This is a genomic window from Paraglaciecola polaris LMG 21857, from assembly GCF_000315055.1.
Taxonomy (GTDB): domain Bacteria; phylum Pseudomonadota; class Gammaproteobacteria; order Enterobacterales; family Alteromonadaceae; genus Paraglaciecola; species Paraglaciecola polaris.
Genome location: NZ_BAER01000015.1, coordinates 54,738 through 79,075 on the forward strand (window position 1 = coordinate 54,738; position 24,338 = coordinate 79,075).

21 protein-coding genes, 1 pseudogene and 1 riboswitch are annotated in these 24,338 nt (G+C 46.1%); of the genes and pseudogenes, 5 read left to right on the forward strand and 17 right to left on the reverse strand.

All coding sequences use genetic code 11. The features are described 5' to 3' along the window. Positions 1-10: 10 nt before the first annotated feature. Positions 11-631, reverse strand: a complete 621-nt coding sequence (locus GPLA_RS01860) for a glutathione S-transferase family protein (protein WP_007103108.1) — start codon at positions 629-631, stop codon at positions 11-13. Between the two features lie 198 nt (positions 632-829). Here GPLA_RS01860 and GPLA_RS01865 point away from each other — a divergent pair, with 198 nt between their 5' ends. Then, positions 830-1,714, forward strand: a complete 885-nt coding sequence (locus GPLA_RS01865) for a LysR family transcriptional regulator (RefSeq protein WP_007103110.1) — start codon at positions 830-832, stop codon at positions 1,712-1,714. Here GPLA_RS01865 and GPLA_RS01870 read toward each other — a convergent pair. From GPLA_RS01870 to GPLA_RS01945, 16 genes and pseudogenes are all read right to left on the reverse strand, one after another. Next, positions 1,704-3,413 carry a Mur ligase family protein gene (locus GPLA_RS01870; protein WP_007103111.1) on the reverse strand — a complete coding sequence of 570 codons (1,710 nt, stop codon included), beginning with the start codon at positions 3,411-3,413 and terminating at the stop codon, positions 1,704-1,706. The genes GPLA_RS01865 and GPLA_RS01870 overlap by 11 nt on opposite strands. Before the next feature lie 6 nt (positions 3,414-3,419). Next, complete coding sequence (gene cphA, locus GPLA_RS01875; protein ID WP_007103112.1) at positions 3,420-6,236, reverse strand: cyanophycin synthetase; 2,817 nt, start codon at positions 6,234-6,236, stop codon at positions 3,420-3,422. A 204-nt stretch (positions 6,237-6,440) separates the two neighbouring features. Continuing rightward, the gene (locus tag GPLA_RS01880; protein WP_007103113.1) at positions 6,441-7,259 is read right to left on the reverse strand and encodes a cyanophycinase; all 819 of its coding nucleotides are present in this window, start codon (positions 7,257-7,259) and stop codon (positions 6,441-6,443) included. Positions 7,260-7,261: 2 nt separating this feature from the next. Further along, a complete protein-coding gene (iadA, locus tag GPLA_RS01885; RefSeq protein WP_007103114.1) occupies positions 7,262-8,434 on the reverse strand; it encodes a beta-aspartyl-peptidase in 1,173 nt (390 codons plus the stop codon). Between the two features lie 184 nt (positions 8,435-8,618). Further along, complete coding sequence (gene cobD, locus GPLA_RS01890) at positions 8,619-9,686, reverse strand: threonine-phosphate decarboxylase CobD (RefSeq protein WP_007103115.1); 1,068 nt, start codon at positions 9,684-9,686, stop codon at positions 8,619-8,621. 13 nt (positions 9,687-9,699) lie between these two features. Then, complete coding sequence (locus GPLA_RS01895; protein WP_007103116.1) at positions 9,700-10,665, reverse strand: cobalamin biosynthesis protein CobD/CbiB; 966 nt, start codon at positions 10,663-10,665, stop codon at positions 9,700-9,702. A 55-nt stretch (positions 10,666-10,720) separates the two neighbouring features. Beyond that, a complete protein-coding gene (locus GPLA_RS01900; protein WP_051997625.1) occupies positions 10,721-11,323 on the reverse strand; it encodes a histidine phosphatase family protein in 603 nt (200 codons plus the stop codon). Between the two features lie 18 nt (positions 11,324-11,341). Next, on the reverse strand, positions 11,342-12,292 hold the full coding sequence (locus GPLA_RS01905; RefSeq protein ID WP_007103118.1) for a cobalamin-binding protein: 951 nt from the start codon (positions 12,290-12,292) through the stop codon (positions 11,342-11,344). Further along, positions 12,292-12,897 (reverse strand): cob(I)yrinic acid a,c-diamide adenosyltransferase, encoded by a 606-nt coding sequence (gene cobO, locus GPLA_RS01910; protein ID WP_007103119.1) that lies wholly within the window; start codon positions 12,895-12,897, stop codon positions 12,292-12,294. Before cobO ends, GPLA_RS01905 begins: the two co-directional genes overlap by 1 nt. Further along, positions 12,887-14,455: a cobyric acid synthase gene (locus GPLA_RS01915; RefSeq protein ID WP_007103120.1), complete on the reverse strand. Its 1,569-nt coding sequence runs from the start codon at positions 14,453-14,455 to the stop codon at positions 12,887-12,889. The genes cobO and GPLA_RS01915 overlap by 11 nt, the downstream gene beginning before the upstream one ends. After that, entirely contained in the window at positions 14,452-15,084 is a 633-nt protein-coding gene (locus GPLA_RS01920) for a histidine phosphatase family protein (protein WP_007103121.1), read from the reverse strand. Before GPLA_RS01920 ends, GPLA_RS01915 begins: the two co-directional genes overlap by 4 nt. Before the next feature lie 2 nt (positions 15,085-15,086). Further along, a pseudogene (gene cobU, locus GPLA_RS01925) lies at positions 15,087-15,624 on the reverse strand (bifunctional adenosylcobinamide kinase/adenosylcobinamide-phosphate guanylyltransferase). Positions 15,625-15,691: 67 nt separating this feature from the next. Beyond that, positions 15,692-16,522, reverse strand: coding sequence for an adenosylcobinamide-GDP ribazoletransferase (locus GPLA_RS01930; protein WP_007103122.1), 831 nt, complete (start codon positions 16,520-16,522; stop codon positions 15,692-15,694). A gap of 20 nt (positions 16,523-16,542) precedes the next feature. Continuing rightward, positions 16,543-17,763, reverse strand: coding sequence for a nicotinate-nucleotide--dimethylbenzimidazole phosphoribosyltransferase (gene cobT / locus GPLA_RS01935; protein ID WP_007103123.1), 1,221 nt, complete (start codon positions 17,761-17,763; stop codon positions 16,543-16,545). A 25-nt stretch (positions 17,764-17,788) separates the two neighbouring features. Then, positions 17,789-18,811, reverse strand: coding sequence for a FecCD family ABC transporter permease (locus tag GPLA_RS01940; protein ID WP_007103124.1), 1,023 nt, complete (start codon positions 18,809-18,811; stop codon positions 17,789-17,791). After that, positions 18,808-19,671 carry an ABC transporter ATP-binding protein gene (locus GPLA_RS01945; protein ID WP_040513799.1) on the reverse strand — a complete coding sequence of 288 codons (864 nt, stop codon included), beginning with the start codon at positions 19,669-19,671 and terminating at the stop codon, positions 18,808-18,810. Before GPLA_RS01945 ends, GPLA_RS01940 begins: the two co-directional genes overlap by 4 nt. A gap of 120 nt (positions 19,672-19,791) precedes the next feature. Then, positions 19,792-19,965, reverse strand: a riboswitch (cobalamin riboswitch). Positions 19,966-20,421: 456 nt separating this feature from the next. Between GPLA_RS01945 and GPLA_RS01950 the strand changes: the two genes are divergently transcribed. From GPLA_RS01950 to GPLA_RS01965, 4 genes are all read left to right on the forward strand, one after another. Then, the gene (locus GPLA_RS01950; protein ID WP_007103127.1) at positions 20,422-20,925 is read left to right on the forward strand and encodes a hypothetical protein; all 504 of its coding nucleotides are present in this window, start codon (positions 20,422-20,424) and stop codon (positions 20,923-20,925) included. A 324-nt stretch (positions 20,926-21,249) separates the two neighbouring features. Beyond that, a complete protein-coding gene (locus GPLA_RS01955) occupies positions 21,250-21,975 on the forward strand; it encodes a heparan-alpha-glucosaminide N-acetyltransferase (RefSeq protein ID WP_007103128.1) in 726 nt (241 codons plus the stop codon). A gap of 362 nt (positions 21,976-22,337) precedes the next feature. After that, positions 22,338-23,735 (forward strand): site-specific integrase, encoded by a 1,398-nt coding sequence (locus GPLA_RS01960; RefSeq protein ID WP_007103129.1) that lies wholly within the window; start codon positions 22,338-22,340, stop codon positions 23,733-23,735. Between the two features lie 71 nt (positions 23,736-23,806). Further along, a partial coding sequence (locus GPLA_RS01965) for a hypothetical protein (protein ID WP_153810518.1) occupies positions 23,807-24,338 on the forward strand: 532 nt, incomplete at its 3' end.

Below are 24,338 nucleotides of genomic sequence, written 5' to 3' on the forward strand. Positions count from 1 at the left end.
CTAACTGTGTTTAAGCAAGCAGGCCAGCTTTGGTCGTGGCCATGGGTTTGAAACCATCAAGTGCTTCAACGTTGGCTAAAAAGCGGCGCACGTTAGGATAAGCAGCTAAGGATACATTGCCCTCTGGGGCGTGAGCTGTGTAGGTATATATAGCCACATCGGCGATGGTGACACTATCGCCGACTAAAAATTCGCGACCAACTAAATGCGCCTCAAGTTTCGTGAACACGCTGTCGGCAGTCGCCTGAGCGAAATCCGCATCTAACGGGGCGTTGAATACCGTGATTAGGCGCGCCGCACAAGGGCCAAAGGCAATTTCACCTGCAGCCAAGCTTAAGAATTTTTGTACTTGGGCTTCTAGCACGGGATCCGAAGGTAAAAAAGCGGGAGCGTACTTACGTGCTAAGTAGACCAAAATAGCGTTTGAGTCTGAAATAACCACATCGCCATCTTCAAGAACGGGTACTTGACCAGCCGGGTTTAGCGCTAGAAACGGTGCCTTTTTGTGTTCACCACGGGCTAAATCAACATTGATAACGTCATGGGCGATACCAGCTAAGTTAGCAAAAAGTTCTGCACGCTGCGCGTGGCCTGAAAGAGGAAACGAATGGATACGTATGGCATTTGACATAAAATTAACCTTCTTTGGTTGTATTACATTATCGCTTTGCAAAGAGATGGTGCCAGCTTACTTTGCCGGTGGCGGTTTCTCTTGCGTCGTGTTGCACAAATAATAGGCATGAAATACTCTATGAACAATATGTTGATTTGTGGAATAACTATGTACAATTTGTTCATAAATGAAGTTGGTCGATAATAGGAAACTGGGATGGATACGTTAGATGGCATGCGAACGTTGGTAGCCGTTGCGCGGCAAAAATCTTTTACGGGCGGGGCTAAACAGCTGGGTATCAGTACCAAGTTGGCCAGCAAGTATATTGGGCAATTGGAGTCAAAACATGCCGCGCTATTGTTTCACCGCACAACGAGAAGCGTGACACTCACTGACACAGGGCGTGCGTATTTTGAACGGTGTTTGCCATTGTTAGAGCAAATTGATGAGTTAGATGATGTTATCCAACATAGACAAGCCTCGCTATCAGGTACGATCCGTTTAACTGCCCCGACTGCGTTCGGTAGCACTAAGTTAGTGGATGCACTGGCGCCTTTTTTACAGTTACATCCCAATATTAGGGTAGAGCTGAGCTTGTCTGATCAGCACGTCGCCATTATCGATGAAGGCGTAGATGTAGCCATACGCTTTGGGCAATTACAGGATTCGACCCTTATTGCCAAGAGACTCATGCGAATGCGTATCGTGGCATTTGCCTCGCCTGAATATTTAGCTCGCCACGGCAAACCAAGCCATCCGAGTGCGCTGGCGACGCACAATTGTTTATTGCAAAAGTCCCAAGTTGATCCGGACAATTGGAAATTCAAAGTGGATGGTCAGCTCGTGATCGTCAATGTTCAGGGTACGTTTGCCTCTAATTCGCCAAGGGCAGTAACGCAAATGGCCAGCCAAGGATTAGGGATAGGTATGGGCCCCAAGTACGTAACCGAGCCCTATGTAAAAGACGGCAGCTTGCAGCTGTTATTTGAAGATTACGAAGCGAATGAACTCATTTTAAATGCGGTGTATGCCTCCAATCGACATATACCGGCACGCATAAGAGCGTTACTTGAGCACCTAGCGGTGACATTTAAACAGTAACACTCGGTTCACTTTGGCTGAGCAACCATTCATGTATTTCCTGGCGCTGTTCAAGTACAAACAACAAGACGACATCGCCGTGTTCGGCTGCCGCCACTGCTTTTTGCGCGCCTTGTAAAGGTGAGTCTGCGGTGAGAATTCCTTGGTCGTCAACGCCCATTTCGAGCAGAAATTGGCGGGACAGGGCAGGGACTTCATGAGGGGCGCGACCGCGTAAGTATTTGTCTAATTCAGCGATAACATACACAGCGGCATCAAGCTCTCTTACGGCCGAAGTTAGGTTATGCATATCGTCGTTACTACGATCGCCAGCGTGGCTAAACATGCTTATGTAGCGGCTAGCGTTAAGTTGCTTGGCCATATTCACCACGGCTCGCATGCCGTGCTCATTATGGGCGAAATCAACAATTACCTGTCGGCCGTTTATGTGATAAACGTTCCCTCTGCCTGGGTTGTCTTGGCTGTCGCTGCCAAACTGCTGTAACCCTTGCATTATGGCAGCTTGGGGTAAATGTAAGGCTTTGGCTAAGCCCACCACTCCTAATGCATTTTGCACATTATGCACTGCTGCCCCATTTAACGTCATGGGTACGCGGTTCACATGGCAGATGGCATCATATTGGCCTTGGTGGTGGTAAACTATCTCACCTTGGCGAATGAAAACCGCTGGGGCGCCTAACTGTAATTGCTGCTGGATAAGCGGATTGAATTCATCACAACTGAACCAGCATATGCTTGCTTTGACGTGCTTGGATTGGCTGATCACTAGTTGGTCATCGGCATTGAGTACTAATACATTGCTCTCGTCTAAGGCTTTGGCCACCACAAATTTTGTTTGTGCCAGTTCTGCTACCGTGTTGATACCGTATTGACCCAAATGGTCGCTAGCAACATTGGTGATAAGGGCAGCATTGACTTTTTTGACGGGTAACCCTCGGCGCAATATTCCGCCTCGGGCCACTTCTAACACGGCTAATTCACAGCGGGTGTCGCGCAGTAACATGCGTGCGCCGCCCGGGCCTGAGTAATCACCGTAATCAATGATTTCGTCTCCCACACGAATAAAGTCTGTGGAGGTAACACCCACACAAATACCAGCGGCTTTGGCCATTTGTGCGGCTAACCTGACACTGGTTGATTTACCATTGGTGCCAGTGATCAAGGCGCTGGGTATATCTTTATATTGCACCCAAGGGATGGATTCAAGGTCGGGAATTTCCCGCACCGGCCATGTGCTGGTTGTCGCGCCCATACCCAAACTAATGTGATCATCATCCAATAAACAGCTGACCTGGTGCTGCTCAGCGGCATGCATAAGTGCAAGCATCGCTGGATTTTTTTCCTGTTTTAGCTCAGCCGCTATAACGTGTAAACGTGCTGACCAGTCAGGAAGTGCGCTGTGTTGCAACTCGCTAACCGTGCAATCCCAGGCCAGTTCGAGCACATCACAGGCGCTATACAATGAATCTAGCGGCGCGCTAAGGGCAAAGTTAAGGCCGAACTGATGCAGCCTATGGGTATAAGACTCTTGCTTCCAGTCAAATTCTGACAGTAGATGCTCAACCCATTTTTGTAAGCAGCTCAGTACTGACTGTTGCTCTATTCCTTCGAACAACACGTCAATAATTGCGCCGGATTTATCCCACAGTAGGCTTGGTCCTGTTAGCCGGCGTACCTCGTCTAATTGCAAAGTAAGCATTTTACGTTAATCAGCCTCTTCGTCGTGTTCAACCACTAAGCGTACGCCGCGTTCGTCCTGCACAAGGCGTTGACCGGATGTGAGCTCAAACTTATGTTCAACGGGTTCAAACAGCTTATCTGGGTAGTTATTTGAAGGAGCAATATCGGCAGGTTTGACTTCTACAGCACCGTTAAAGTGCACGATTTGTTTCCAGCTACGGGTAATGTCATCCCCTAAAATAATCAGCAAGTCACCCTCATGGCAATCCGTTAGCGCCTGTTCGATTGCATCTAGCTCCGAAGGGATAACTTGAATTGCTTGTTCGTTGACACCGGCCTCAAGCAATGTCTTTTTCAATAACAAAGGCACTTCATCATGCCCTCGGCCACGACGGCTATCGTCGGCTTTACAAATGAAACTATCGAAATGTTGAGCGACGATTTGTGCCGCCTCAATAATATCTTCGTCTCGTCTGTCGCCGGGCATCGCCAAGACCAATCGGCGCTTACCGCTAACATCTAAACGGGTGGCAAGATCGGTAATTGACTGGATGGCAGCTGGATTGTGAGCGTAATCAAGAATGACTTTAAACGGATGCTCGTCATAAATATTTAGACGGCCAGGTGCTTGATAGAAAGAGGTACTAAAAATTCGTAATCCTTGGCGTATGTCTTCCAAAGGAATGTCAAAACTGTAAGCCATCGCAGCAGCAAACATGGCATTTTGCACGTTATGCATTGCCTTACCTTCGATGGTTGCCGGGATCAAGTGGGTCCACAGCAGTGGAATATGCGCGCCTTTGTCGTACAAGGTGATCATGTCACCATTGATGCCTTTTTCCAGTACCGCTGCCATACCACCACTGCGGATATGTTCGCGTACTAGGCCATGGCCTGGATCCATAGTGACGTAGCAAATACGTTCAGCGTCGCAATAATCTGCCATTTGTAAACACAGCATGTCATCGGCGTTGAGCACGACGCAGTCTTTGGCCACTTCGACCACAACGCGCTTAATTTGTGCTAGCTGTTCGACTGTGTCGATGCCACGTAGTCCTAAATGGTCTGCGGTGACATTTAAACAAGCGCTCACATTCGATTGAGTGTATCCCAAGCCGCGCTTAAGTATGCCGCCTCGCGCCGTTTCTAATATGGCAAAATCCACATTAGGGTCTCGCAGTACGATCTGCGCTGAAGTGGGGCCAGTCATATCTCCTTTGACCGAAAGATGGCCATCAATATACACCCCATCAGTGGATGTCATGCCGGTGGTAAAGCCAGCACTTTTGACTATGCTGGCGAGCATTCGGCTGGTGGTAGTTTTACCATTGGTGCCTGTGATAGCCGCCACTGGAATACGCGCTTTACTGCCCGCTGGGAACAGCATATCGAGTACTTTGCCTGCCACGTCTCTTGGTTTGCCTTCACTGGGGGCAACATGCATACGAAAGCCTGGCGCAGCGTTGCATTCACAAATTCCGCCACCTATCTCTTTATACGACTTACTGATGTCGTCGGTGAGAAAATCGACGCCACCAATGTCTAAACCAATGGCTTTAATGGCGCGTATGGCCATATTGCGGTTATCTGGATGCACTATGTCTGTTACATCAATTGACGTGCCACCCGTGGATAAATTGGCAGTCGAACGTAAATAAAATAACTGATCTTTTGCAAGTACTGTATCTGAATTGTATCCCGCTTCTTCTAGCAGACGCTCTGCTTGGTTGTCTAAATCGAGACGGGTTAACACTTTTTCATGACCGATACCACGGCGCGGATCCAGATTCACGGTATCGATTAATTCACTGATTGTGGCACTGCCATCGCCAATAACATGACCGGGCACGCGCTTAGCGACAGCCACTAGTTCATCGTTCACCACTAACATACGATGGTCAAAACCGGTTAAATAGCTCTCAACCAAGACCGCTTTGCCAGTACCAAACTGCAAGGCTTCATGGAATGCGGCACGCACTTGTTCATCATCAAGCAAGTTAATGCTGACGCCGCGGCCATGGTTGGCATTGAGTGGTTTTACGACAACGGGATAACCGATTTTACGGGCGGCGCGCACAGCTTGTTCTGCACCATAGATCATGATTTGCTGGGGAACCGGTAAACCTAAATCGTTCAGTAGGTTGTGGGTGTCCTCTTTATCGCAGGAAATTTCCACTGCAATATGCTTGGTTTCACTGGTGATCGTGGCTTGAATACGGCGTTGATATTTACCATGACCAAATTGCACCAAACTATAATTATTTAAGCGTAACCATGGTATTTCACGGTCTTCAGCCGCTTTTACGAGCGAGCCCGTGCTCGGGCCGAATTCTTTGCGCTGAGCCATGCGCACAAAATCGTGCAGCTCGGTAGAGAAGTCAAAGTCATCGGCAACTTTAGGTTCAAGTTGAGCTTGTATTTCTTTAGGCATGAGGTGAATGAGCAGCAACATGCCTAGCTTACCGGCTTCTAAGCCGACATCGCGCTGATGATATTGATAAACGACATCATAACACCCCACTTTTCCGCTGCTACGGGTTCTGCCGAAGGTCACATCTGCGCCCGCCAGTTCTTGCAACTCTAGGGCGACATGTTCCCAAATATGGCCTATCCAGGTTCCTTCATCTTCTTTCAAACGACGAATGAATCCTCCTTCTTCGCGATACGAGCAACCGTGATTTTGTAACGAGGGCAGTGCCGCAATCAGCCCATCAATAAAATTTTGGCCGAGTTTAACTGACGGCCAATTCTCCAGTTCACCAATGTCAATCTGATGACGAATGACCGGGAAGTTGGCATAAATGTTAGGACCTACATAAACATTGGTACTGAGTATTTTCATCGCTGAGTCTTTCCTTGAGTGATTATTATCGATGCCACATTGAAGCGAAAATCTAGTCGTTCGCTTAGCGTAAGCGACCAGTGCCGGGCATAAAGAAAGCCTTTAAGAGGATCTCTGAAGGGATCCATTCTGCTAAAGTATAAAAAAAAAGCAGCCTAAGCTACTTTTATTATCGGTTATGATCTAAAGCCTGAAAATAAGGCGCTATTTAACGTACGCTTGTTTGCTGTTTAAGTCAAAACGACTGCCAGCAGACAATATATGCACCTTTAAATTAAGCAAGGTTAGGGCTTCGCCTCTATTGGCTTCAGCCATAGATGAATATTCTATGTTCGACGGGTCGATAACGGTAATCGCACCACTGCCTACCACGGTGAACTCGTTATTTTCATTGATGAATGCGGCAGTGTCTTCGTCCAAGCCTAAGCCAATCAAAAATGGATTGTATGACACGGCACTTAGCAAGCGTGCTAAGCGGTTACGTTGGTTGAAATGCTGATCAATCACAGCCGTATTAACCAAGCCTAACCCCGGGGCTAAACTGACGCCATTTTCAGTGGGTACAATACCTGTGCTGCCAGCTGTGATCATGTGCTGTGACACAATCGCAGCACCAGCAGAAGTACCCGCATAATGTACGCCTTGAGCGTTTAGCTGTCTGATGGCTTTGGCTATTGGCGTGCCGCCTAAAATAGTCGATAAACGCAGTTGATTACCACCGGTCACAAAAATGGCGGTGCTTTGCTCTAAGATTTCGACATATTCTTGTTTTTGCGCGTCTGAGCGCTCAGTAATAGGCAGTACATGGGTCGTACCTGCTCCCAATTCATTAAATAGGGTTTGGTAGCGATCACCTGTGTCATCTAACTGAGACGCAGTTGGAATGACAGTGATTACGGCATCTGCGCCGCCGGCCAGTTCCACAAATTTTTGTAGGATTTCTGGGTTGTGTAACTTGTCTTCAGCGCCACCGATAGGGATAACATAACCCCGGTGAGTACCTGCAATATCAGGAGAGGGCATAATTAATTCTCAAAAGAGCCTTTTTTTATTATTTCGTTAGCAAAAATATGCCATTGCCCTTGGGCCATGACGTGGTTAATACGGTTTGCTTGATCTAACACGATCAAGTCAGCATCACTGCCTATGTTTAAGTTGCCTTTGTGGGCAAAATTCAGTAACGCTGCCACGTTACTGGTGAAAAAGGGCAAAAAGCGTTCAAGGTTAATGCCGTCGTCAAGTAACTGATAAAACACCTCTGTCATTGACGTTGAGCTGGCGAAGTCCATTTTGGTCATGTGACCGTGATGATCGAAACAAGGCAGGCAGCCGCCGCCATCAGAACTAATTGTTAGCTTATCTTGGGGGAAATCCCCTTGCATATAACGCAGTAACGCCGCGGCGGGTTCGTAACCTACATCGCCGGTTTCAAAGGCAGTTACGTCTATCCAACAACCTAATTTTGTGAGCTCACATGCTTCATCAAAGAGTTCTCGACGACGATTTACATGAGTCGGATTGTACGTTCTGGCTGGGATTTCAGCACTGGCAATCGCTTCTCGAACCAAGGATAAACCTCGTTCACCATCACCGAGATGCAAATGTATTATCCCTGCTTTCCCTGTCATTAAACGGGCGACATGGGCTTCAGATGCGATTTTAAGTAATTCATTTAAAGTCGGTTGACTAGAGCGATGGTCACTAATAGCCAACTCACCCACGCCTATAATTGGGTCGATAAAGACAATATCAGATTTCACTGATCCGGTTAGCGTGGTCGGAGGTAAATGATAACCACCAGTATAACAATACGCAGACAGACCTTCTTCCCGTAAGGCATAAACTTGTGCCAACAAGGAGGCCGTAGTACGGGTGAGGTCGTCGGTACCCAATAAACCTAAAACGGTGGTCACACCTGCTCGAGTGAATTGGCTCAGTGGCACAGGCGGCACACGTGTTGCAAAACCAGCCTCGCCGCCACCACCTGTAATGTGGGTATGGGCATCGATAAAGCCTGGGATCACGGTTTGACCTTCAACGTCTATGACTTGCACGTTTAACTCTGCGCTTAATACCGGCACAGTATCACCGACGTATACGACTTTTCCGCCAGCAAGCAGCAAGTGTTTTCGCCCCTTGGCCTCAGGAGCGAATAACATGGCATTTTTAATCAGTGTGATGGCAGGGGATTGATTCACCGGAACTCTTAATGGGGATACCTGAATAATCGTGATCCTAAAGCACCCGCTCTGGATAACAAAGACATTTGTGTGAGTTTAGTGACAAATAGCGTAATCAGCCAAAATTGACCCTAGCAACCGCTATACTTCACTGGTTCAGGCTAGGCTATTAGCGGCGTAACGCTAAGTTGCGCAGACGCTTCTATTTCATCGCATCACGTATGTTTTTTGTGCCCAGCGCCTTGCGCAAACGTTCAATGCCTTGTTCGTCAGGTATACCAAAACGCAGAGCATTTCCTTCGTCGCATAGGCGCACGTATATTCCCTGCTTACATAGGGCGTCAAATAGCGCTGGAGCGTGGGCAGTTAACAAGGTTTTAAATAAAGTAGTGCCCTGCACCGGGACGTTAAATATGGTGGTTAATACATTATGCAATACTTCGCTTAAGTTATTTAATACCTCCCGCTGTGCGTGCTGCCAATGTTTATCAGCTAAGGCTTGTGCGCCAACGTATTGTGCTGGGCCATTGACAGACCACGGACCTAGGGCATGCATAATGAGCGTTAGCCAATCGTCGCTGGCTATCACAAACCCGAGTCTTATCCCTGCTAAGCCAAAGAACTTGCCGACTGAGCGTAAGATAAGCAGTGCGTCTTGATTTATTTGCTTATGCGTGGTGTTTGCGCTTAATAATGGGGCCATTGAATGTTCTGGCGTGGCATCCATAAAGGCTTCGTCAATAATCAACAGGCCATTTTTAACACTTATCATCTGAAGCAAGTTGGTTAATTGGGCGCTTGTGTGCAGTTTTCCAGAAGGATTATTGGGGTTAATAATAAGTACTATGTCTCCCTGGCCAATCAGGTTTACATCCGGACTATCCGTATAATCAAGGGTGATGAAATCAGCATTTTGCCACGCCTTTCTATGTTCTTGATATCCCACTATGGGTAGCCATACACGTGCCGCCTTAAAACCTCGTTGTTTACACAATTGTGGGAGTATTTGAATAATACTTTGGCTACCTGGTGTCGCGAGTAAATGTGTGCTGCGGTAATAATGACGAGCTGCACTTAATAATGCGTTGCTTGGTTGAGGTAAGCGCTGCCAGCAGGCTTGTGGTATCAATCCTACGGGATAGGAAATGGGCGCAATGCCGGTGGATAAATCGAGCCAATTTTGCCGGGCAATATGGTAACGCTTAGCCATTTCACCCAGTTGACCGCCGTGCACTAATGCCGGTTCATTCGGCGATGTATTCTCGTTCATACAAATGCTTCCATTAAAAAATTGCTTTGCTCACTAAGGCGCAAAATAACAGCATAAAGGTGAATATCCAGGCGCTGCGTTTTACTAGGCTAATACTCCTAGGAATATCACCTAATGCGACTTCTCGGCCTCGACCCAAAATGGGGCTGTGAATGATGTTGCCTTGATATCGCGAGGTGCCGCCTAAGGTAAAGTCTAAAACACTGGCACCGGTCGCCATACATCGCCCACCATTTTGACTTTTATACTGCCGAGCTTGCTGCCATGCGAAAGGTAAAAGCTTGAAAGAAAAAGGCTTTGGTCCTGCCAAAACATACAATAATGAAGTGCAGTAGGTACTTAGCCAGCCGATGTGATCATCGACCCGAGCGGCCCACCAACCGAAATATAAAAAGCGTGCTGTTTTATAGCCCCACATAGCATCTAGGGTGTTGATTAAGCGGTGCAACACGACTAGAGGGGCACCGCCAAGCACGAAATAAAAGAGACTGGCGATCACCCCATCGTGACCGTTTTCTAACACCGACTCCACCGCCGCTCGGCTCATATCTTGTGTTGTCAGTGTTTGGGTGTCGCGACTCACCATGTAGCCAGTGAAATGCCGAGCGCACGCCATATCCCCTTGAACAAGCGGTTGGTGTATTTGTAAAGTGTGCTGTTGCAGGCTTTTCAGGCCAATAGCTAAGTACAGCACAACACTATTGAGTAACCATATCAGCGCAAGCAATAGCGGAGAGTCACTGCTTGCGGCATAAGCGATAGAGTTGAGTACCCATAGGGCAACTGGCAGGGGCAGCACTAATAATGCCCAGCACAGCATACCTTTGAAACGTGTTTTTTTGCGCTGAAGCCGGGCTTGCTCTGATGAGCGCGGCGGATTAAATTTTGCGGCTAGGCAATTAGCTAAGTGACCAAACCCTATTAGTGGATGAAAATGTTTGGGTTCGCCTAAGGTGCGATCTAAAAGCAAGGCAAACACTAGCTGTGATCCGCTTAATGCTAAGGATGAGAAGGACAAAAAAGTGCTAATGAAGTCAATCAATGAGGCCTGCCCAATGGAGGTTTTTGGACCGATAAATGAGTTTCATACCTTGGGTGTTATTCAGTAACACGGGTGTGGTAAATAGGCTCATCAGGCAAGCTAGGGCGTCGCCATGGCTAATAATTAAGATGTTCTCAGCGAATGATTGAGTGGCTAACTCATGCAATGCAGCCACCATACGCTGACGCACAGTGTCAGTGGTTTCGCCGTATCCGTGGGCATTGCCTGCCGGCTGAGACGTGTGTTGATAACAGTGCTGTTGGAATTGGGTGAATTCCGGCAATTCCTGCAAAGCTTGACCTTGCCAGCAGCCGAGTTGACGTTCAGCGAAGCCGGGTAAACTGTGGTGTGCAATGCTCAGTTGTTGGGCACATATTTCAGCGGTTTGTTTGGCGCGCCCAAGGTGCGAACTGACAATGTGCTGAATATTCCATTGTTTGGTTTTGCTCGCAAGCACGCGTGCTTGTTGTTTACCTAACGCTGTCAACGGACTCTCCATGTGTCCTTGGAGTATTCCTCGGGCATTGAATTCGCTTTGCCCGTGACGACAAAGGTAGAAACATTTTGTGAGCGGCAAGTGTGTTAAAACAGGCATAAAGGCTTCAATACTCGACTAATTATGCGCAGCCGTATCGGCTTGGTAGAAGCGCCGAGCCACATCGATTTGCTCGCACATTATAGCGACTTCATCCAGCATACGGCTGGTCATGCGGTGCACTTTGTCGGCGTTGGGATGAAATATAAACTGCTGTTTGGCCGCAGGGATATGTTGCCATTGCCCCCAGTTTATCGAATCGGGTGAGTCTGCCGCATGTTGGGTGGGCTGAATAATGACCTGTGGTAAGGCAACCAAAACTTGTTCTAACCCAACTGAAGGGTAATCATCTGTGGCATTCATAAACGGATTTTGTGCGCCACAAAGAGTTAATTGTTGTTGCGGCCATGCATTGTTTGCAACTGTTCGAAGGGGACGCGACCACAGCTCATAAAAGGTGATAACGGGGGCCTTGTGTGCGTATCGTTTTTCTAGCGTTGTGAGTTTTTGTTGGTACTGTGATGCGGCTTTTTCAGCGGCTTCTTCGCGGCCTGTAAGCTGGCCCAGCATGAGCAATTCATCAGCCACTTGGGCTAACGTTCTGGGATTCGAAAACACCACTTTAGTGTGGTATTTCTGCAAGCGCGATAAATCATCTCCGGGATTACCGGTTTTCCATGCGATAACGACATCAGGTTGCAATTGGACAATTTTTTCAATCTGCAGGCGAGCATAATTACCAATTTGCAGGATCTCTTTTGCTGCCTCTGGATAATCAGCATGGGCTGTGGTGGCAATAAGTTGCTGACCAGCACCGATTTCAAACAGCGATTCCACAATATGTGGCGCTAGCGCGATAATGCGCAATTTTTGCCGCTTTTCTTTACTCAGCTGTATTATTTGTTGAAAATTAGCGTTAGTGGTCTCTTTGGCCGTATCTAAGGTATTTGCCAGTGCATGAATACTCGGCAGACAAAGCAGAGTACTGATGAGCAGCCAGAGTCGCTTACTGCGCCGCCAGATAGCCATTACCAGTCAATTCCTTTTTGTGCTTTTATGCCAGCTTCAAAGGCATGTTTGATTGGACGCACCTCACTTACCGTATCGGCTAATTCAATCACTGCGCGGTGGCAGGCGCGGCCGGTGATCACCACATGTTGGTTCTTAGGTCGATTTGACAACGCGCGGATCACATCGTCTACCTCAATGTATTTGTAGGTCAACATATAGGTGATTTCGTCGAGCAGGAGTAAGTCAATGGAGGGGTCTTGTAAACAGGCTTTGCTGAATTCCCAGGCCGTTTGCGCCGCTGCCATGTCGGTTTCTTTGTCTTGGGTTTCCCAAGTAAAACCTGTGCCCATTACATGAAATTCTACGCCGAGCTTTTCCAATAAATCGCGCTCGCCGCAAGGCCAAGTACCTTTTACATATTGTACCACAGTGGCTTTTAAACCATGACCTACCGCTCTGGCAACGGTACCAAAACCCGAGGTTGATTTACCTTTGCCGTTACCCGTGATGACGATCAGTACCCCTTTTTCTACTTGTGCATTGGCAATACGTTCATCGACTTTGGCTTTTTGTTGCTGCATACGTGCCTTGTGGCGGGCGTTGTTGTCTTGGTTATCGGACATAATGTTGTTCTCCCTGGGGATGTTGTGTGGTCAAGGTGGATAATTTAGGGCTAGCGAATTGTTGTTGAATAAACGATTCGATTGTGTCCCATTTCAAGTGTGTTTGACATGCCAGGGCAAGTCGTTCAATTTCGTATTCTTGTTGGGCGTCATAGTCTTGGGCAATATCGGTATGGGCGCCAGCCCAAAGCAGCAATTGTTGCAGTGCTTGTGGTTCATCGAATAGGCCGTGTAAATAGCTGCCTGCTACTTGATTATCATCACTGATACAGCCTTCTTGTTGTCCATCGTCCAATAGGACAAGCGGCGCTGCATCGGGCGCTCGAACACTGGAGCCGATATGAATTTCATAGCCGCGAATGGGAATATCCGTGTTTTTGCTGTATTTAAGACACAAGGTACCAGTGCTTTGGGTGAGCTGTTTTTGGCGATGCAATTCAGTCTCAATGGGCAAGTAGCCCAAGCCTTGGCTGACCCCCGGGGAATCCTCGATACCATTTGGGTCGGCGATGCTATTGCCTAGCATTTGATAACCACCACAAATACCTAGAACTTTACCGCCGTAGCGAAGGTGGCGCTGTAAGTCTTTGTCCCAATGTAATTTTTTAAGTAAGGCAAGATCGGCACGCACGTTTTTACTGCCGGGCAGAATGATTAAGTCACAGGCCGGGATAGCAGTACCTTGGGGCACAAATGTTAGCTTTATTTGCGGGTGTACCCGTAACATGTCGAAATCGGTATGGTTGCTGATGCGTTTAAACACAGGAACACATATACGTAATCGTATATCATCTTGATGCAAATTTTGCTCTGCTTGAATGGCATCCTCGGCGGCGAGTTGTAAATTGTGAATATAAGGTAGTACGCCTAAAACGGGTTTTTGGGTTCTTTCTTCTAACCAGGTTAGCCCTGATTCTAGTAATTTTATATCCCCGCGAAATTTGTTTATCACAAAGCCGACCACGCGATTTTGCTCAGACGTAGAGAGTAAATCTAGGGTGCCAACCAGTTGCGCAAATACCCCACCTCGGTCAATATCGGCCACTATGATCACAGGACAATCTACTGCTTCGGCAAACCCCATATTGGCAATATCGCCTTTACGCAGATTGATTTCCGCTGGGCTACCTGCACCTTCCACCACAATAACCTCATACTCGCGTGTTAAACGTTGATGAGAGCTAAGAACCGCTTGCATGGCCACTTGTTTGTAATCATGGTATTTGGCTGCTTGCATGTCGGACACGGCTTTACCGTGAATAATCACTTGGGCGCCGGTATCAGAGCTGGGTTTAAGCAAAACAGGGTTCATATCAACACTTGGCTCGATACCTGCGGCTTGGGCTTGTACTGCTTGCGCGCGGCCAATTTCACCGCCATCTTTAGTAACGGCGCTGTTGAGGGCCATATTTTGTGGTTTGAACGGGGCAACCCGGTAACCTTTATGCTTAAGGCAACGGCAAAAACCAGCGACTAACATGCTCTTGCCAGCATCTGAGGTGGTACCTTGGATCATGATGGTTGCACTTTGAGGCCGGTTATTCACTTTTTGTCTCATAGTGCGCTCTCGTTAAATGGGGGCTTGGCGATAAAATTAACCACAGGCGCTGCATTGGCGTATTCAGCAACTGTGATGCGGGTTAAGCTGGCGTACCCGACTTGAAGCTTGCTATACCAATCTCCTTGCTGCCAATCGGCAGAAAGCACTTCCGCTAATATTTGGCGAATAACCCCACCATGGCAAATCAATAAACAGTTCTGCCCTTGCAATTCAGTGCCTAATCGCTGCCAACAATGGGCTACTCGGCGATGAAACGCATCAAGGGTTTCGGCTTCGGGCAAGGTGCAATGAAAGGGATCGTCCCAAAATGTACTCAGGGCTAACCACTGATCCGTCAAATCATCGAACGGCACGCCATCGTATCGACCAAAGTGACATTCTTGCAATGGGTCTTCAATACGCAGGGGAATATCTAACTCAGTGGCCATTTGCTTAGCAAATTCAACACAGCGCAGGCGCGGGGACGTAATAATAATGTCTGGTCGGCTGGTTTGTTTAATTTGGGCTCGCATACTGCGCCAACCTTGCTCGCTTAGTGGAATATCTGTTTTACCGTACAGCGCTGCAGGGCCATTTACTTGTCCATGACGCAGCAGATTAAAAATCGTTGTTTTAGCTAAGTCCATGCTTATGGCCTTTTTAACGGCATAGGTAAACCGGCGGCTACAAAGGTGACGTTATCTGCTACCTCGGCAACCGCTTGATTCAGCCAGCCCGCTTGATCAACAAACTGTCGGGTCAGTTCACCCATAGGAATAATGCCTAAACCCACTTCATTGGCGACCATGAATATATCGGCGTCGCTGGCCACCAAGGTCTGGGTAAAGGTTTGAAATAATAGGCTGAAATCTTGCTCTGGGTGGTGGTACAAGTGGTTATTAAGCCACAGGGTTAAGCAATCGATCAGCAATATGGGGGGGGGCATTTATGAGCGCACTTTGCTGGGTGATGAAAGCTGTTAATGCTAAGGGTACTTCTGTTAGCCCCCAATGGTTTGGGCGTTCTTGTTGATGACGCTTGATGCGCTTGGACATTTCAGGATCGGTTGCGGTGCCGGTCGCCACATACATGACGTTTCGAGCCGATTTTTGACTCAAGGCTAAAGCTTGTTGTAAGCCATAATTTGATTTGCCGGAGCGTGCACCACCTAAGATTAAATGTAACATGGGGCCGCGCTCCTTTTATTCTTCGGACTATTATTCTTCAGGCTCTTGAGCAAGGGTGAGGTGCGTATCAAAGCGCAAGTATCCCAGTCGAGGTGATGCCAGAATGAGACTGGATGATTGCTAACAACAGCAGATAGATCAGTAGTTCTTGGACTTGTTGAGCAAAGCCTAAACAGTCTCCTGTGTAACCACCAATGTGCTTGCTAAACCACCACTTGAGGATAAGGCGCAATACAAGGCAAGACAATAGAATAAGCATAGTGCTGGTAAAAGGCAGGTACCACAATCCAGCTGTACTTGTGACAACAAGCCACAATAATGCCCTTGGTTGCATAGGGTTGGCCAATGGCTGGCTTTTACTGTTGTGAGTATCGCTGCGTGCGTATGCTAAATGTTGTACATGGGATATAGCTAATCCCCGTGATAACGGATAAGCGATACATAACGCTAAGTTCAACTGTTGGTTTAGTGCTAAGGCGCTAAGCAAAACGGTTTTTGTTAGCAAGATGCAAATAAGCGCACAAGTGCCGTATGTGCCTATTTGGCTGTCTTTCATAATGCTCAGTTTGCGTGCAAGGGTGTGACCGCCCCAAAAGCCATCACAGGTATCCGCCAAACCATCTTCGTGCATTGCTCCGGTGAGCAGTAAGCTGAGCATTACTAGCAAGCAAATACTGGGTATAGTGCCAATATAAGGCGCAATGACTAGATAAACACCCCCTAGTAGGGCGGCTAATAACCAGCCAATTAAGGCAAAATGTTGGCCCGCTTGGTGTAATTTTTGTGGACTGTAATTAATACCCTTAGGCACTGGCAGGCGCGTGAAAAAACTCAATGCTAAAAAACACAGATTTAACTGATTTGCTAGGGCATGACCGACAAGCGCTTTTTTGAGCACGTTACTTACCTATTAGCTATTTAAACGGTGACATTGGCACTTTCAAAAGTAGCCATGTCGTTGTAAAAGCTCGCGGCAGCTTGCAATAAGGGGAGGGCAAGAGCCGCACCTGTGCCTTCGCCTAAACGTAAACCGAGAGATAATAACGGCCGGGCGTCGAGTTGGGCCAATACTTGTTGATGGGCATGTTCAGCAGAGCAATGGGCAAATAGCATGTATTCTTGCGCGCGAGGCGCGATACGCACAGCAATCAGCGCTGCCACACTAACAATAAAGCCATCGACCAAGATACTTTTACCCGCTGCTGCGGTTGCGAGCATGGCGCCAACGATTTGGGCTATTTCAAATCCCCCCACTTCAGTTAACGCGATTTTAGGCGTAAACGCTTTGGTGCCGTGCGTCTTATTGACCCGCTCCAAGGCGTCACATATTAGCTGTACTTTTTTAGCCAGTTGTTCGTCATTAATGCCGGTACCTTTGCCCGTTGTGCGTTCAGGGCTTAGGCCGCAAATAAGCGATAACAGCGCCGATGCACTGCTAGTATTGCCGATACCCATTTCACCAAAAGCAAGAACATTGCTGCCCTGGGCAATATGTTCAGCGGCGACCTTAGCACCTAGGGCTAAGGCTTGTTCGGCTTGGGCTTCTTTCATGGCTGGCTGACAAGCAAAATCAGCGGTGCCGTGGCCAATACGCTGCTCTATGAGCATGTCGGATGATTGACTGTCGCTGCTGGGTGTTATTGGTTGAAGAATGCCTGCGTCAATGACTTTCATATTCCAGCCAAGGGTACGACAGAAGCAGTTAATAGCGGCACCGCCATTAAGGAAGTTCAGCACCATCTGCTGAGTGACCTCAGGGGGGGCGATACTAATACCGTTGCGGGCTATACCGTGATCCCCAGCAAACACTAACATGACAGGTTTATTAATTTGAATCTTAGTCGCTGAGTGGCTCGTACCCTGTTGAATTTGGGCCAGCTGACGTGCCAGATCTTCAAGTTGTCCTAGTGCACCCTGTGGCTTGGTCTTATTATCAATATGGGCATGGATAGCCGCTAGCTGGCTAGTCTTTAACGCAGAGATTTGCCAATATCCTTGCGTAAATAAGGATGAGTCATTCGCAATATCCGCTGATGTGGCTGTTTGTGACGGCGAATATACCTCAGGGCATGCCGCCGGATCTTGTTCGGGCATATGTTGAGCGTCGATTGTTAATGTGCTGAGTGTTCCAGTGTTCATGTGTATTCACTTCTTGTTAGTATTTTTATGTCTGCCGCTGCCTGAGAGCGAGTAAGAAAAACACGCTGCCGATGGCCGAAGTAATAATGCCGATAGGAATTTCCTGTTCGGATAAAGCGGAGCGGGCGACAATATCAACCAGCACCATGAAACTACCACCCACCAATACACAACCCATTATCAAGGCCCGGCTCGTGACACCCACCCAGCGGCGTACTATGTGCGGTATCAACAAACCGACAAATCCAATACCGCCGCAATAGGCAACGATACAAGCGGTAAGTGCTGCGCAAATAGCCAGAGCCATCAAGCGAATGGCGGTGACATTCACCCCTAACGTTTTGGCGTTTTCATCCCCAAGTAACAGTGCGTCTAAACGTCGACCAAACAGCAATAATAACATTACGCTACCCATGACGACGGGTAACATGATCCACGCGTACCACATTTCCACTCGGGCTAGGCTGCCCATTAACCAGAAAATAACCTTATTGGCAGCAAAGGGGTCACCTAAAAACAATAGAAAATGACTGAGTGCGCTGAGCATAAATGACACCGCTACGCCGGCTAACAGCATATTTTCACCACGGCCCCCAAAAGAGGTTGCGGCTAACGCCTGTACCAAGGTTACGGCAAAAGCGGCGCCTAGAAAGGCGGCAACCGGCAGTGCCAGCGAAAATGACACATTGGGCAGCATGCCAAATAAATTCAAGGTTTCGCCTATTTGGCTATCAAATAACAAAGTAGCAATACTTGCCCCGAGGCCAGCGCCTGATACCACACCAAAAAGATAAGGATCGGCTAAACCGTTACGGGTAATGTTTTGTAATGTGGCACCGGCGACGGCCAGGCCTGCTCCGACTAAAAACCCCACTAGGACTCTAGGTAAACGTATTTCCCAGAATATAAGGGTATTAACTGGCGTCGCACAGTCAGCTACAAAGCACTGGTAAAGCTCGGTAGGGGATAATTCAGCAGCACCAAAAAAGATGCCAATCACAGGCGATAGAAATGCAAGAACGAGTAACGCAGACCACTTGTTTATCATGAGTAGTCGCGCCTGTCTGACGTATTCGGTTGGGGGAATTGTACGATTTCAGGTTGTCGGCGGGCTTCAAGCTCATTAGGCGGGTAAAAGTCCACTCGCAGGTTGTGAGTTACGTCATCACGGCGTATTTGGCAGGGAATTTTAAAAACATGTTCTAACATGGATGCTTGCAAAACATTTTCCACCGACCCTTGAGCCGCCATTTTCCCGTTGTCTAGAATGCATAAATGGTCGCAGTAACTGGCGGCCAGATTTATGTCGTGCAAGCTCATGACCACAGTAATTTGCTGCTGGTGGGCAAGGGTTCGTAGTAGTTTTAGTATTTGGTGTTGATAATAAATATCCAGATGATTGACCGGCTCGTCGAGTACGATAAGGGCTGCTTTTTGCACTAACGCCCGGGCAATCAACCCTCGCTGTTGCTCGCCGCCAGACAGCGAACTAAATGTTTGCTCTGTCTTGTCGCTTAAGCCGACTTTGGCAATGGAGGTCGCAAGGTGTTGATGATCTTGCTTCGTTTCTCTAGATAGTAAAGTTTTATGCGGCAACCAACCCATACGAACGATTTGCTGCAGGTTTAACGCAAACACGTTTTCATTGAGCTGATTGACCACAGCGATTTGACGAGCACGTTCTAATGGACTGTATGCGTTTAATGCTTTTCCCCGCCAACTGACTTGTCCGTGACTGGCTGTTTGACCAGAAAGCATTTTCAGTAAACTGGTTTTACCTGCGCCATTCGGCCCCAGCACACCTAGCACTTGTCCGCGCTCAAGGCAGAAATTAATATCAGACAAAATAGTCTTGCCACTGACGGCATAGGAAAGCTGTTGGGCTTGAAGATTTGTCGGATTTAACACGGCATCTGTGCTGTCATGATGGTTCAAATAGACACTCAAACAAAGCAGGAATACACAGAGCAACCAGGGTTAAAAACTGGAAAGGCTATCTGTTATTCACGTATTCCCGCGTGATAAAAAATAAAAAGGTGTAATTAGGCTGGTATCTGACTTACAAGCAGGCGTTCGAATAACCAATGTTAGCGAAAGGCTTGTTTACAGTTGCGGGTACAGTTCTGGTATCACACCAGATTCCCATTTAATTTAAACGCTTGAACAAATAAGCAATTTAAAACCTATGTATGGCGCGCAATATAACAATTAAATCAGCCCCCTACGAGGAGTAATTGCAAAAGTTACGGGGCGCCAATACAGGCAAGATTTTATGCATAAAGACTAAGGAGTTAAAACGCGGTGTAGTGAAAAATACGTATATATTGCGTTTATCGAAACGCCATCAAAAGCGTTTAATATCTAATTTTATTCTGATGATTTCAGCTATATAGGTCGAAGATGAACTTGCTAGTAAAGGCCAAAAATTGGCATTGATCTTTTGTTTTTAAGGTAGGTAAAGTTACCTTTTTTGTGGGCTGCATTTGTATTGTTACTTCCTATGATTAATGATAGGTTTCTGAAATTATTAGCTAATTCGTTAAGCGAATAATATTTTTATAAAAATTGACGTTAATGCTTCTACAAATATTTGCGTGCTACGGATGGTGCTGTTAGCCACTCTTTTTGTCGAAAGAAGCAATTATATAAGGAAATATCTTGAAAAAATTAGCATTAATTTTGCCAATCTTGTCGGTAAACTGTTTCGCACAACTAAACAATCAAGAGCAGCAGTATTCCGTGGGTATTGGTATGGGGGCGTTATACACAGGACTGGGAGCAAATATCGCGCTACTTTCACAGAACGACATGAAATATCTGTCACTGGGCTGTGTCGAATACAGTTCCAGATTTGGTTCAACCTGTGGTTTTGGCGCAGGCTGGGTAAAAACAGATTTATTCAATTTTGATAATAACAAACATGGTTTTGGTATATACGCCAGCTTGGTTGGCAGCGAGGTCTCAGTAAAGTATACCCAGAGCGATTTTGGGAATGATTATATACTCAAGGAACATGACTATTATGGATTGGGGCTCAGCTACACCTATTTCTTCAACGGTATAAACAATTCAGGTACCACATTGGGAGTGTCTATTCACGGTACGAATGCAGATTTTGATAGTCGATTTGCGAGCTTTTTGCAGGTGGGTTATCAATTTTAGCTTGCCATCATGCTGCGCAGGTAAAGTCGTGTCCAAATGTAATCTAACCGGTTTTTACATTCTAGCTTGGCAAGATTGACGAATTGCTTATTAATCTTGTTACCCCTGAAACGATTTTGAAAGCCGTTTTTTGTCTTCTGTTACAGCTCATTCATGCTCAAGTCCCTTAGCGCAAAAAATAGAGAAGTAAGGGCGGTATGGCGCATAACGATAAATTTAGGTCACAAACGTAACCCCTCGAGTGACAAAACATTTCTGGGTAAACAGAACCATGATATTTGCACAGTGTCATACGCCATTCATAATCAAGGGATAGCCAATCAAATGAGCATAAGCGTTGAAAAAAGTGATAGTCGATTTCAAAAGCGGAATATCACACTTGATGTATTGCGAACGCTTGCCATCGTTTTGATGGTGGTATTTCATTTTATGTATGATCTGAAGTTTTTTGGATGGGTGCAATGGGCCGTGCCTGACGGTGCTGGCTGGAAGCAATTTCGCTACCTAATTTTAAGTCTGTTTTTTATTAGCCTAGGTATTTCTATGGTTATGGCGCATTCAGCTAGAATAAAATGGCGCGCCTTTTCAATTCGTATCATGCAAATAGCGCTCGGCGCAGGGGCTATTACTTTGCTTACGCTGTTTATGGTACCCAAGCATTGGATTTACTTTGGTGTACTGCATTTTATTATTGTGGCAAGTTTGTTAGCGCTGGCATTTGTGAGCAGGCCTAAATTAGCGCTCTGCACCGGATTAGCCCTGATTATATTATTTAATCTGGGTGTATTGAATAGCGTATGGCCATTCACTTCGATCAAACACCTTTTGCCATCTTATTCAAATGATTATGTTGGTGTTTTTCCTTGGATAGGCGTTGTGTTAATTGGTATTTGGCTAGGCCACACTGAAAGCCTAAAGAATGACCCATTAAAAGGGGTAATTAAAAAAGATAGTTGGCTGAATGTGCCAGGGCAGCATAGTTTAATTATTTACCTCGTACATCAACCGATTTTTTTTGCTTTGATGGGACTAGTATCAGTCATTATTTAGCCTTAAAAAATGAAAGTGCTGAATGCTATACAGTAAACTAAACCCCTTGTGATTAATCTATATCGCTAGGATTTTTCTGGGCAATTTGCATCAAAAATAGAATTCTAGTGTGCAATTGAAGCAAAGGGTCTCAAGTTCAATTCAATATTGAATTAAGCGTTTGATTTATTTTGAAAAAAATGGTGGCCCAACCCTGACTTGAACAGGGGACCTGCCGATTATGAGTCGGATGCTCGTATATCACCCTAAAACAAGTTACAACTAATTACAACAAACCCTTGTTTTTTCTTCGCTATTCTAATATTCTTAGTTTTAATTCTTTCGTATAACACCCTAAATATTGTTACAACATTGAGAGCGATATGAAGTTTAGAGAAGTAAATTATGCATACCCTCTTCACCATGTGACAGTGAAGCAGAGGGTGAAATTAAGAAGCGGCAAGCTCGATGAATATATTATTCTTTACATTAAACCCATAGGTTCAGAAACTCCAATCGTATTTAAGGAATTATTTAATTATTTTAAAAAGGATGGTTCAAAGAGCACTTCATGGCAAAGACAAGTCGCACGTTCAGTCGGTTTGTTTTATGACTACTGTATTGTCAAAGCCCCTGTGTATAGAAATGACAATGATGTAGCTGATGTAATTAGAGGTTTTGTTGAAAGATCTCTAAGCGGTGATTCAGAGTTAGGTTGGACACCTTCCAGTGTAGCAGTAGTTAAGCGGAATCTTGCTCGTATTATCGAATTTTCAAAGCTAACCAATGAAGCTCTATGTGATGAGCTTATGCCTAACGATGGCAAAACGAGGATGAAGTATTTTTATCGAGCATACCACGTAAAAGAGCATGTTTTATTGAGTCACATAACAGATGTGAAAAAGGTTTCAGCATCTATTCAGTCCCAATCTAACGACCATATATACCAGTTTAATAGGACACCTAATACTAGGCGTATTGAGACTTTCCCTGAAGACTTAATAGAGCCGCTATTTAAATACGGCTTCAAAACGTCTAGGGGCGAAGATTTGGGAACGAAAATGATAACGGCCTTGATGTTGTTTGGAGGGCTGAGGAATAGCGAGCCGTTCCATCTTTGGTTTAACGATTTTTCTATTTACCCAAGCACAGGAACGTTAGGCATATTCCTACATCACCCTGAAGAATCATCTTGCAACATCCCTCCCCAAAAAAAAATGATGCGTAAAGAGTATTTAATGCACCGAGGATTAAAGCCCCGCAACGATAAGGCCACATCAAAAAGTTATCATGCTGGGTGGAAAGATCTGGCAGTCGATAATGATCATCGAACTGAGATTAGATTAATTCACACAGAGATAGAGACTCACTTCGTTGGTTGGTGGAGTGAGTATATGCATCTCAGAGAGGAGTGTATGAAAAGTTACAAAGAGAAACATGGCTCCGAACACCCATTTTTCTTCGTGAAACTAGGTGATAAGAAAGATTTGGGCGCTCCACTATCAATGAAAGCATATATAGATGCCCTTAAAAGAGCTTTCACAAGGCTGAGAAAGAGAGGGTACTCAGTGGAGTGGGGTTACGAAGATGGTGTAGGACCGCACCCAATGAGGCATTGGTTCATAACTAAGCTAGAAGAGAATGATGTCGAGAATAAAATAATACAAGGCTTAGCAAATCATCGAAATATACTGTCCCAAGAAATATACAAAGGGGCAACGGCTAAGCAGATAGATGAATCCTTGAGCAAAATATCAAAAAACTACACAATCAACTTATAAGGGAAGTGATGCTCGGTCTAATTAGGTCAGATGTTATAAAATTCGTACGTGAATCAGGTGGATTAGACTATTTGTCTAATGAAGAACTAATCGAAGTGTGCTTGGTGTCGCTGACAACCAAGCATGAGTATGAAGACGGTATTGCGTATCTGCAAGTGATAAGAGATCGGGGTATCTGTTTTTCTGAATTTTATAACTTTGCTAAAAATAAATGGGGCACACGGTCTTTAGTTAACCTGACCGCTAGGTCAAAAACGAGCGATAAACTGTTTTATTTTTATAAGGAAGTTGATGGCAAGGCAAAAAATAAAGGCTATGCGGAAAACAGCGCACCTAGACAAAAAAGTCGAATTTTCGCTATTCTTTATGCTTATTACTATCAAAAACACTCATTTGCAGATATTACGCTCGATGATGTAAGCGCATTACATTTGTTAGTGAAAGACAAGCATCCATTGTTTAGCGGTGAACGCCCATCCTCTGAGTATGATTTTGTAAGAAAGGATTTATCTGGAATATTGTTCTTCATTGAAGAAGGTTACGAATTTAATGGTACTGAAATTCCGAGAACTCTGGTTTCGGAAATAATACCTGAGTATCCCC